This window comes from uncultured Senegalimassilia sp. (assembly GCF_934632265.1).
Taxonomy (GTDB): domain Bacteria; phylum Actinomycetota; class Coriobacteriia; order Coriobacteriales; family Eggerthellaceae; genus Senegalimassilia.
Genome location: NZ_CAKTYH010000070.1, coordinates 1 through 10,603, shown reverse-complemented (window position 1 = coordinate 10,603; position 10,603 = coordinate 1). Strand labels below are relative to the sequence as shown.

Annotated in this window: 11 protein-coding genes; 3 read left to right on the top strand and 8 right to left on the bottom strand. The window is 67.0% G+C overall.

Annotated features, from left to right (window positions below; all coding sequences use genetic code 11):
• Together Q0H50_RS06255 and Q0H50_RS06250 are read right to left on the bottom strand one after the other, a co-directional pair.
• The coding region (locus Q0H50_RS06255; RefSeq protein ID WP_294420590.1) for a DAK2 domain-containing protein at window positions 1-1,472 on the bottom strand (1,472 nt) is incomplete at its 3' end.
• Between the two features lie 50 nt (window positions 1,473-1,522).
• On the bottom strand, window positions 1,523-1,870 hold the full coding sequence (locus Q0H50_RS06250; protein ID WP_294420588.1) for an Asp23/Gls24 family envelope stress response protein: 348 nt from the start codon (window positions 1,868-1,870) through the stop codon (window positions 1,523-1,525).
• Between the two features lie 217 nt (window positions 1,871-2,087).
• On the opposite strand from Q0H50_RS06250, the gene rpmB reads away from it, so the two are divergent.
• The gene (gene rpmB / locus Q0H50_RS06245; protein WP_042434542.1) at window positions 2,088-2,279 is read left to right on the top strand and encodes a 50S ribosomal protein L28; all 192 of its coding nucleotides are present in this window, start codon (window positions 2,088-2,090) and stop codon (window positions 2,277-2,279) included.
• Between the two features lie 100 nt (window positions 2,280-2,379).
• Here rpmB and Q0H50_RS06240 read toward each other — a convergent pair whose 3' ends face one another.
• The 5 genes from Q0H50_RS06240 to rpe form a co-directional block, all read right to left on the bottom strand.
• The gene (locus Q0H50_RS06240; RefSeq protein ID WP_294420586.1) at window positions 2,380-3,105 is read right to left on the bottom strand and encodes a C4-type zinc ribbon domain-containing protein; all 726 of its coding nucleotides are present in this window, start codon (window positions 3,103-3,105) and stop codon (window positions 2,380-2,382) included.
• A gap of 65 nt (window positions 3,106-3,170) precedes the next feature.
• Window positions 3,171-4,091 (bottom strand): Nif3-like dinuclear metal center hexameric protein, encoded by a 921-nt coding sequence (locus Q0H50_RS06235; RefSeq protein WP_294420584.1) that lies wholly within the window; start codon window positions 4,089-4,091, stop codon window positions 3,171-3,173.
• A gap of 99 nt (window positions 4,092-4,190) precedes the next feature.
• A complete protein-coding gene (locus tag Q0H50_RS06230; protein WP_294420582.1) occupies window positions 4,191-5,003 on the bottom strand; it encodes a histidinol-phosphatase HisJ family protein in 813 nt (270 codons plus the stop codon).
• Between the two features lie 190 nt (window positions 5,004-5,193).
• Window positions 5,194-6,402: a cysteine desulfurase family protein gene (locus Q0H50_RS06225; protein WP_294420580.1), complete on the bottom strand. Its 1,209-nt coding sequence runs from the start codon at window positions 6,400-6,402 to the stop codon at window positions 5,194-5,196.
• Window positions 6,403-6,409: 7 nt separating this feature from the next.
• Window positions 6,410-7,114 carry a ribulose-phosphate 3-epimerase gene (gene rpe / locus Q0H50_RS06220; protein WP_294420578.1) on the bottom strand — a complete coding sequence of 235 codons (705 nt, stop codon included), beginning with the start codon at window positions 7,112-7,114 and terminating at the stop codon, window positions 6,410-6,412.
• A 122-nt stretch (window positions 7,115-7,236) separates the two neighbouring features.
• On the opposite strand from rpe, the gene Q0H50_RS06215 reads away from it, so the two are divergent.
• Window positions 7,237-7,707, top strand: coding sequence for a methylated-DNA--[protein]-cysteine S-methyltransferase (locus Q0H50_RS06215; RefSeq protein WP_294420575.1), 471 nt, complete (start codon window positions 7,237-7,239; stop codon window positions 7,705-7,707).
• Window positions 7,708-7,842: 135 nt separating this feature from the next.
• The gene (locus Q0H50_RS06210) at window positions 7,843-9,846 is read left to right on the top strand and encodes an NAD(P)H-hydrate epimerase (protein ID WP_294420573.1); all 2,004 of its coding nucleotides are present in this window, start codon (window positions 7,843-7,845) and stop codon (window positions 9,844-9,846) included.
• A 119-nt stretch (window positions 9,847-9,965) separates the two neighbouring features.
• Here the strand turns inward: Q0H50_RS06210 and Q0H50_RS06205 are convergent.
• Window positions 9,966-10,603, bottom strand: a 638-nt coding sequence (locus Q0H50_RS06205; RefSeq protein WP_366936642.1) for a TRCF domain-containing protein, incomplete at its 5' end; no start/stop codon positions are given.

Here is a 10,603-nt window from a genome sequence, read left to right as displayed (position 1 = left end):
GCCTCCATGTGCTCGAGCAGGCCCATGACCACGTCGGAGACGCTGTGGCCCACGGCATGGATGGCGCCGTCGGCGATGCCGATGACGTCGCCATCGGCGATGGCGTTGCCCTCGGCGTCCTTGGAATCCTTGATGGCGGTGGTGACCTCGCCGGTCTTGACGTCGGCGAACGCCTCGGTCATGGCCTCGACGTTGTCCTCAAGCGATGCCTGGGCATCCACGCCGAACATGGCGGCGAAGGCCTGCGGCACGGACTTGGTGGGCACCACGCCTGCCGGGATCTCGGACAGCTCGCAGGCGGACTGGGCCGCCATGATGATGTTCTTGTTGTTCGGAAGGAAGATGACCGCGTCGGCGTTGACCTTGGCGGCGGCATCGAGCAGGTCCTTCGTGGAGGGGTTCATGGTCTGCCCGCCGGAGACGACCACGTCGACGCCGAGCGACTCCAAGATCTTGGCGTTGCCCTGGCCTGCGGCGACGGCCACGAACCCGAGCGGCTTGCGCTCGGCGTGCTGCTCGGCCTCGAGCTTCTCGGTGCGCTCCTCGGACTGCAGCTTCATGTTGTGGATGAACACCTCGGAGATCTGGCCGCGCTCGAGGAAGTACGCCAGCACCTTGTCGGGGGTGTTGGAGTGCACGTGCACCTTGAACTTGGGGGCCTCGCCCACGCACAGCTCGCAGTCGCCCATGGTGGCCAGGAAGTCCAGCGCCTCGGCCTTGTCGAGCGTGTCGGAATCCACCAGGAACTCGTTGCAGTAGGTGTACTCGCTGCCCTCCCAGTCGTTGATCTGCTCGATCTCGACCTTCGGGGCGGCATCGCGAGCGAACGCCAGAGCGTCGACGAGCGGGCCCTCCTTGCCCGTGAGGGCGGCCACGAAGCCGTCGATGAGGATGGCCAGGCCATAGCCGCCGGAGTCCACCACGCCGTTCTCCTTCAGTACGGGAAGCAGCTCGGGCGTGCGCTGCACGCTGGCGTAGGCCTGCTCCACCACGTAGGCCAGCGCCTCGTCGGCCGACATCTTCTTCTTGCGCGCGTGCTTGGCCGCGGCGGCGGAGTCCTTCAGCACCGTGAGGATGGTGCCCTCGACGGGCTTGCGCACCGCGTGGAACGCGACATCCTGGGCCTTGGCCAGGGCCGATTCGATGGACTCGGCGCTGACGGCATCGAAACCGTTGGAGCCTTCGCACAGGCCGCGCAGGATCTGCGAGGTGATGACGCCGGAGTTGCCGCGCGCGCCCATGAGCGCGCCAGTGGTGATGGCCTTGCGGATCTCGGCGGCGGAGGCGCCGATGGGCAGCTTGGCCAGGCTTGCGACGACGGATTCCAGCGTCAGCGACATGTTCGTGCCGGTGTCTCCATCGGGCACGGGGAAGACGTTGAGGCGGTTGACCTCGTCTTTGCGCGCGCTGAGGTTTTTGCTGGCAGCCGCGATGGCGTTGACCAGGTCGTTGCTGGTATAGGTACTAGACATTGATGGGATTCTCCTTCATTGGGGCAGGCGGCAAAGCGCTTAGGCGCGCGCTACTTGCGGACCTTCACGCCCTGCACATGCACTTCAACCCCGTCCAGCGGGACGCGCGCATACTCCTTCAAGACGAACGTGACCTGGTCGACCAGGTTCTGGGACACCGTGTTGATGTTGGTGCCGTACTCGATGACGACGTACAGCGCCACGTGCACGCCTGCTTCGGTGGCGGTGACCGTCACGCCGCGGCGCAGGCGGCTGGCGGGCAGGATCTTGGCGATCCCGTCGGCAGCGGAAGGTGCGGCCATGCCGACGACGCCGTAGCACTCGAGCGCGGCGTTGCCGACCATGTCGGCCAGGACATCGTTGGCAACATGGAGGTTGCCGGGGATGGTATCGTTCATGGCATTCCTTTCTGGCACGCATATGCGGGCTCGAAACTTCTGCTGGCAGTATAGCGCATGCAATTGTGCAGACGGTATGCATGCACGGCGCATGCAAGGCATAAACACGAAATAATCTTGTGATGCTGCAAGTACGTGTGGTATAGTTGGAGGGCTTTTTGTGCAAGAGCGGCGTTCGCGCCGATACATGCAACCTAGGTACATGGAGTGATGAATAATGTCTAAAGTTTGCGAAATCTGCGGTAAGGGCCCCGTTGCCGGTCGTAACGTCAGCCATTCCCACCGCGTGACGAACCGTTGGTTCCGTCCCAACATCCAGAAGGTCACCATCAAGGACGCCAAGGGCCATGTCCGCAAGGCCAATGTCTGCACCAAGTGCATGAAGGCCGGCAAGGTCACCCGCGCGTAACACCTTCGCGGAACATCCCATACGGGAAAACGAATGCCCCCGCTCCAAGAGCGGGGGCATTCTTGCGTTTAAGGGGTTTTCGCCGGGCGATCCCCCTCCCCTAATGCGCCTGCAAGATGAGCAGGCGGCCGCAATTGGGGCACGTGGCAACGTTGCCCTGGGCGCGCATGTCGATCACGCGCCCGTGCTCGATGGGCGTGCGGCATGCGCCGCAGCGCTCCTCGGCAAGCAAAGCCAAGGGCACGCCGGCGGTAGCCGCCGCCGTGCGCTCGTAAAGCTTCATGTCGTCGGCGGGAACGCGCTGCGCCATGGCCTTGCGTTTGGCCTGCATATCGGCGATACGCTGCTTCAGCTCGCCGCCTTTCTGCGAGAACGCGGCGCCGGCGCTGCGTTCGATGCCCTCGAGCTGTTCTAGGGCCGCGGCGACCTGGGCGCGCACCGCCTTGATCTTCTCCAGCTCGGCGTCGACGGCGCGCATATCCTCCTCAAGGACATCCCGGCGCTCCTGAACTCCCGTCAGCTCCTTGGTGCGCGCGTCGACGGTGCGGAAATCGCCCTGCGCCTGCTCGATCTCGTCTTGGATGCGGCGGGCCTTCTCCGCTAGGCCGTCATCCTCCTCGGTGATGCGCGCGAGCTTGTCCTCGGCCTTGGCCGCAAGCTTCTCCACCTGCTCGGCCTTGGCGGTAACGGCGCGCTTCTTCGCCATGGCATCGGCGATGGCCTTGCGCTCGGGCAGTTCCTGGAGCTGCTTCTCGGCACGGATGATCTGCACGTCAAGCTCCTGCATGTGCAGAAGCGCGGCCAAAACCTCGGAATCTATCCTCATACGGATCCTTTTCGTTCGGGCGCCCCGTGCGCAGCCGAGCCGCGATGCGGGGCGCGGTTTGCAAGCTATACGCGCACGGCCTCGGGGTAAGACCACCTGTCGCGCTGCGACACCACGGCGACCAGCTCGTCGGGCACGCCGGCATCGCGGACGCTGGCGGCGAGCACGCCGCAAAACGGCAGCTCGGAGGTATCGTGGCCAAGGTCGATGACCGCCATGCCGGCCTGCGACAGGTCGAGCGCGTCATGATACTTGACCTCGCCGGCTACGAGCACATCGGCGCCTGCGGCCAGCGCGGCGCGGCCCGTGGGGCCCGCCGAGCCCGTGCAGGTGACGATGCGGGCGACCGCACGGTCGAAGCCGCCCCATACGCGCGGGGCGCGGCCGAACACGCTGGTGCAGCGCGCGGCAAGCTGGCCGAGCGTCATCTTCTCGGCGGGCGCGCACAGTTGGCCGTAGCCCTTCTCGGCGCACCCGGCCTTCGGCTCCACCACGCCGCGCAGCGACAGCCCCAGCATGCCCGGCAGCATGCGCTGGGCGCGGGCCGAGACGTCGAGGGCGGTATGGAAGTTCATGAGCGCGACCCCGCGCTGGATGGCGCGATATACCACGGCGCCGGAGCTCAACGCCGGCGACGAGGCGGGCTTAAACGACGTGGGCGGGGTCAGAAACGCCGGGTGATGTGTGACGAGCACGTTCGCCCCCGCATCGGCGGCGGCATCGATGGCGCTGACCGTGGGGTCGAGCGCAACCGCCACCGCGCGCACCGGCGCCGCCGGATCGCCTACCAACAGGCCCGTGCGGTCCCATTCCTCCGCATCGGCCGCGGGAAACTCGGCCAGAAGCGCCCGCTCGAGCGCACCCACCGAAAGCTGGAAGCTGTTGGCGCGCAGGCCTCCTGCCTCCAAGCGCACGAGCTCGGGCTTGCCTTCGCCCTGCAGGCCCTTTTCCTTGGAACCTTCGATCTTGATCTTCTTCGAAGCCATGTCCATCAAGTCCTTCCATGCGATGAGGCTTCCCTTTGCGCGGCGGGACCACGTTCCCCCGCCGCTCGCCCCGCCGCCTCGGCGGGGCCTTCGCCGCCTTTACTCTAGCGCAATCTGGCGCCTATCGCCCGTGGACGTGGGAACCGTCACGCAGCGGTAGCCCGCCTCGTACATGGCCGCGAGCCCGGGCATGAGGTTGCGATCGACCACGGCCGGGTCATGCGCATCGGTGCCGATGGAGCACGGGATGCCGGCGCGGCAGAACGTGCGCAGAAGGTCGGGCGCGGGGAACAGCTCGGCGCACGCATAGGTAAGCCCCGAGGTGTTCACCTCCACCATGCGGCCGCTCGATTGCACGGCCTCGGCCGCCTCATCGTAGAGCGACTGGGGATTGAAGCTGGGACGATAGCCGAACTTCTTCACCAGATCGGGATGCGCCATGCACGTGAAGGGCATGTCGGTGCAGCTGGCGGCTTGGCACCACACCTCGAAGTAGCGGCGCCATACGGAATCGACGCCCACATCGTGCCAACGGGCCTCCTGCGCCGGGTCGTCGAAGGCCCAGCCGTCAAGATAATGCACGCTGCCGAGCACGTGGATGAAGTTGGAGAAGTCGAGCGCGGAAAAGTCGCGGCCCTCCTGCGCGCCGAGCCAGTCGACCTCGCAGCCGGGGACGACCTGCATCTCGGGATGCGCGGCGGCCGCTGCGGCGATGTCGATGAGGTAGTCGGGCAGGCGATCCCACGCCATGGAGACGATGTTATCGGGGTCCATAGCCGCCGACATAGGGTAATGCTCGGTGACGGCGATGGCGCCGAGCTTGGCGGCAGCGGCGGCATCGACCAGCTCGGCGACGGTGCCGTGACCGTGACCGGTGTAGTTCGTATGCGTGTGCATGGTTACCAGTTCCATGCGGTCTCCTCTCGTTATAAGGCGCTGCCGACGAGATGCGGCAGCTTACGAGCCGGCAGGCTCGCTTGGCGGGCGCGGCGTCGCAGGGCACCTGCCGCAGGCGATGCGCGACGGCGCAAACCTGCGCACACCGGGCCATCGGTGGGTCGAACCTAGTCGGGGCCGCCTTCCGGCAGCCCCGAGCGATTCCCTATTCCCAGTTCAAAACCGAGTCGATGGCGTCCAGGAACGCCTGAACGTCCTCGGCCGTGGTGTAGCGGCCCATGGAGATGCGCAGCGCACCGTGGGCGGCATCCGCGTCGATGCCGATGGCGCGCAGCACGTGGCTGGGCTCAAGCGAATGCGAGCTGCAAGCCGACCCGCCCGAAACGCCGAAGCCGCGCATATCGAAGCGCAGGATGAGCGTTTCGCTTTCCAGGGCGTCGACCAGCACGTGCACGATGTTGGGCAGGTAATCCTGCGAGCCCGGCGCGACCTGCACCGTGGGACGGACGCCGGGTTTTGCGGCAAGCGCGGCGTAGAGCTTGTCGCGAAGATCGCCCAGACGCGCCTGCTCGGCAGCCTGCTTTTCCTGGGCTGCCTGGATGGCCGCGGCGAAACCCGCCGCGCCGCAGACGTTCTGCGTGCCGCTGCGACGACCTGCCTCCTGGCCGCCGCCGAGCATGAAGGCGTCGAAGGGGGTGCGGTTTTTCACGTACAGCGCGCCGACGCCCTTCGGACCGCCCACCTTGTGAGCGGAAAACGATGCGGCGTCGCAGCCCCAATCGACCACGTTGACGGGCACTTTGCCAAGCGCCTGCGTGGCATCGGCGTGGAACAGCGCGCCGGCGGCGTGCGCCGTGCGGGCAAGCTCGGCCACGGGCTGCACCGAGCCGACCTCGGAGTTCGCCGCCATAATGCTGACGAGCACCGTTTCGGGGCACATGACCCGCTCGAGCGCGGCGGTGGTTATGAAGCCGTTGCGGTCGGGCTGCACACGCGTGACCGAGAAGCCCAGCTGCTCGAGGCGCTTGGCCGGGGCCAGCACCGCATCGTGCTCGATGGCGCTGACCACCACGTGCGGCTGGGCGCTGCCCGCGCCGCCGAGGCGTCGGGCGTGGGCCGCCGCCTGCGCCAGGCCGATGACGCCTGCGTTGTCGGCCTCGGTGGCGCCGCTGGTGAGGACCACCTCGTCGGGGCGCGCGGCGCCCAAGGCACGCGCGATGGCACGACGGGCATCCTCGAGCGCGGAGAACGCCGCGCGGCCGGGGATGTGCAGGCTGTTGGCGTTACCGCCGAAGGCGATGTTGGCGCGGCCGGGCACCATGTAGGGCGCCATGGCCTCGGCTGCCTCCTCGCACAGCGGGGCCGTTGCCGCATAGTCGAGGTATACGTAGTTTTGCGGAACCTTCGCCACCATGGGAGCCTTACGCCTCCTTGGATTCCAGCACGGCGATGCGTGCCGCCTCGGCAGCCTGCGTGACCTGCGCGATGGCCGCCGCAGGGTCGTCGGCGCCGCACACGGCCGAGCCGCACACGAGCACATCGGCGCCTGCAGCCGCCACGAGCGGAGCGGTTTTCACGCCGATGCCGCCGTCGACCTCGATAAGCGGGGACGCGCCCACCGCGCGGGCGAGCTCCACCGTGCGCGCCACCTTGCGCTCGGAGCCCTCGATGTAGCTTTGGCCGGAGAAGCCGGGTTCCACGGACATGATGAGCACCATGTCGAGCTGCGCCATCACCGGGGCGAGCACCTCGACGGGGGTATGGGGCTTGACGGACGCGGCGGCCTTGGCGCCGGCAGCATGGATCATCTCGACGGCGCGCTCGAGCTGATAGCCCGCGGCGGCCTCGGCGTGCACGGTGACGATATCGGCGCCCGCCTCGAGGAACCATGGCAGCTGCTCAAGCGGGTTCGAGATCATCAGATGCACGTCGAGCGGCATGTCGGTGATCTTCTTCAGCTGCTTGACCACGGGCACGCCCATGGTGAGGTTCGGCACGAAATGGCCGTCCATGACGTCAACGTGGACATAGCCGGCACCGCCGGCCTCGATTGCCGCGATGTCGCGCTGCAGGTTCATGAAGTCCGCCGACAAGATGGACGGCGCGATTTTAACCGGTTGGAACACGTTTGGCCCCTTCCCTTCCAAGCTCTTAGGTTCTGTGCGTATTCTACCGCACCTGGCCTAAGGCGGCGGCGGCGCGTGCGCGGCGGGCATATAATGCTGACAAGAATAGAGAAAGGTGCCTCATGGACGGCAACGGCCCGACATATTACAGCTACTTCACCCCCGCCGGCCCCATCACCGTGGCGGCCAACGGGCGGGCCATCACGCGCATCGTCTTGGGGAAGACGGCGCTTGCGGGCACGTGCGCCCCAAGCGCGCTGACCAACAAGGCGGCAACGCAGGTGCAGGAGTACCTGGCCGGCAAACGTACATCGTTCACCCTGCCGCTCGGCCCCTGCGGCACGCCGTTTCAACAACAGGTGTGGAACGCGGTGGCCGACATCCCCTACGCGCAGACCGCCACGGCCGCCGATATCGCCTGCCGCATCGGGCACGCCGGCGCGCATCGCGCCGTTGGCGCCGCGGTGCGCGCGTGCCCGTTCGCCATCGCGGTGCCGCTTCACCGCCTGGTCCGCGCCAACGGCCAGCCATGGGGCGAGGGGAAACCCGCACGCGTGCGCGGCGCTTTGCTCAAGCTCGAGCAAAGCCGCTGACCGGGAGAGGCCATGCCGGGCCGAAGCCGGCGGCGAGCATCCATCTGCTTCAAAGCCCTTGCAGGCCGATGATCGCGAACGAGCCGTCAGCCCGCGCGGCCCCATAGACCGCGGCAATGAAAGGAGATTGCGGACATGTCGAAGTTCGTTATGCCCATAACCACGCCGGTCCTGCTGTTCCCGCTGATCGCGGCGCTCATCACCGCGCCCTTTATGATTTACAAGTATCGCAAGGTGGGAAGCGTGCCGTGGCTCCACGCCGCGGCGGTGTACTCGTTCGTGTTCTACCTGATGTGCGCATACTTCCTGGTTCTGCTGCCGCTTCCGGCGGACCGCACGGCGGTGGTCGCGTACGCGCAGACGCCGCAGCTGGTGCCGTTCCAGTTCGTGCGCTCGTTTCTAGCCGAGACCAGCGCGCGGCTCGACGACCCCTCCACCTGGCTTGCCGCCATCTGCGACCCGTATATGTACGAGGCGTTTTTCAACGTGCTGTTGCTGGTGCCGCTTGGCGCGTACCTGCGCTACTACTTCCACCGGCCTTGGTGGCAGGCGCTCATGATCGGCTTTTGCGTGACGCTGTCGTTCGAGACCACTCAGCTCACCGGCATCTGGGGCATCTATGAGCACCCCTATAGGCTTTTCGACGTGGACGATTTGATGACGAATACGCTGGGATGCATGGTCGGGTTCTGGCTTGCCGGCCCCGTCATGCGCGTCCTGCCCGACGTACGCGTGGCAGCGCGGCATGCCGCCGAGCGCGGAACGACCGCGTCCGCGACGCGACGCGCGCTGACGTTCGGCCTCGACCTAGTGCTTTCGCAGGTGCTTGCGGCATGTTGCTTCCTTGCCGTGCATGCCGTGAACGGCAGCCGGCTGCTTGCCGGCTTCGGCATCGAGCACGCCACGTTCTGGGCGTGCGAATGCGCGGCCATCGCGGCGGTGTTCGCCTTGTTCCCCGTTATCACGCATGGCCGGACGCCGGCTCAAAAGCTGTTGCGCCTGCGCATCGTGCGACCCGACGCCGCGCCCGCATCCGGCAGGCAGATCCTCTGCCGCTACGCCACCTTGTTCGCCCTCGTGCTGCTGCCCGCATGGGCGTTCGGGCTGGTTGCCGGCGTGGACGATATCCCCACCACCCCCGCCGAGCTTCGCGCGCTCGCGTCACTGTGCGTGCACGACAAGACGGCGTTGACCCTTATATGGTGCGCTGGCGTTCTTGCATGGGCGGCCACGCTTGCCGTGCGCGCTTGGCGGGCCTGGCGCGGGCAGGCCCCGTTCATCATGCTCAACGGGCTGATCAGCGACACCCGCATCATGACCGAGGACGGCATCAAGCAGATCCGCGAGCGCACGCACGTGCTTGATGTGGAGAAGGTGGGCGAGCTGGAGCGGCGGATAGCGGCCGACGGCACATCGCTGGGCGCCTTGATGGAACGAGCCGGGTGCGCCATAGCCGACCAGATGCGCTCGTGGGTTCCCGACCCGGCGCCGATCTTGATCTTGACGGGAAGCGGCAACAACGGCGGAGATGGCTGGGTGTGCGGGCGCGCGCTCGCGCAAGCCGGGTGGCCCGTTTCGCTTGCCTGCCCGCGACCGCCCGAGCAGCTTTCCGCCGAGCCTGCGCGAACCGCCGCGCTTGAGGCGATGACGGCCGCCGAGGCGCACGGATGGCCGCTTGCCGTGATGGTCGCGCCGACGCCCGAGGAGCTGTCGCGCGAGCTCGATCGCACCAGCGGCGTGGTGGACGCCATCCTTGGCACGGGCTTTTCCGGCATGCAGGTACGCGAACCGTATGCCACCTGGATTCAGCTTGCGAACCGCCGACGATTCCACGGCAAGCTAGCCCGCAAGCGGATAGGCGGCGCGCGGCATGCGCAAGCCGGCAAGCACATACCCGCTCATGCGAAGGCGGCAGGCAAGGCGAAGGACGCGCCGTTTACCATAGCAGCCGACGTCGCCTCCGGCGTCTCGGCGCAAACCGGCGATGCCGCCCTGCCCCGCATATATGCTGACGAGACCGTCACCATGATCGTGTACAAGCCCGGCCTGCTTGCCCGCAAAGCCGCCCCCATGATCGGCGCCGTACGGCTTGCGTCCCTTGTCGACGACGTCGAGCGCTACCTTGACGCGATGAGGTGATCGGAGAGCGCCCGCCCAAGTGGCCAGGCGCAAGGGTGACCCGCCTAGCGGCGGCGCGGACCGCCTCATCGACCCGCCTTCCGAGCGCTCTCCCCCCTTTGCCCGGCACGCCCCGAACGCTACTCCTCGCCGTTCATTTCCCTCAGGAACTTGGCCACGGGGGCGAACAGGTTGCCCTTTTCCGTGAGGCGGAAATACTTCAGCGGCAGCTGCAGCTTGCGCTTGTCGGACAGATAGCGGCCGCCCGCACGGCGCAAAGGGGTCATCTTGTCGCGCGGGATGTCGATCGGCTCGACCACCAGCTTGCCTGCCACCACCGACACGGTTTTGATGTGATGCTCGTTGGCGAACGCTTTGATGCGCGCCTTCTCGAACAGGTTCTGCGCCTCCTGCGGCATGTCGGGACGCTTGCCCGCCAAATCGTTGTAGATGTCCTCCACGGCGCCCACGGTTGCGGCGCTGGCGATCTTGCGGTACCACAGCACCCGCTCGTCGGCCTCGGGCACGTATTCCTCGGACAGGTACGCGCGCCCCGGCAGGTTCACCGTGATATCGGACAGCGCCGGCGGCAGGCCCTCGGCGGCCTTCAGGTCGCCTTCACGCGTGGCGTTCACGGCCGCACCGAGCATCTGGGCGAACAGGTCGAAGCCGACGGCGGACATGTTGCCCGACTGTTCGGCGCCCATCAGGCTGCCGGCGCCGCGGATCTCAAGGTCGCGCATGGCGATGCGCATACCGCTTCCCAGGTCGGTATGCT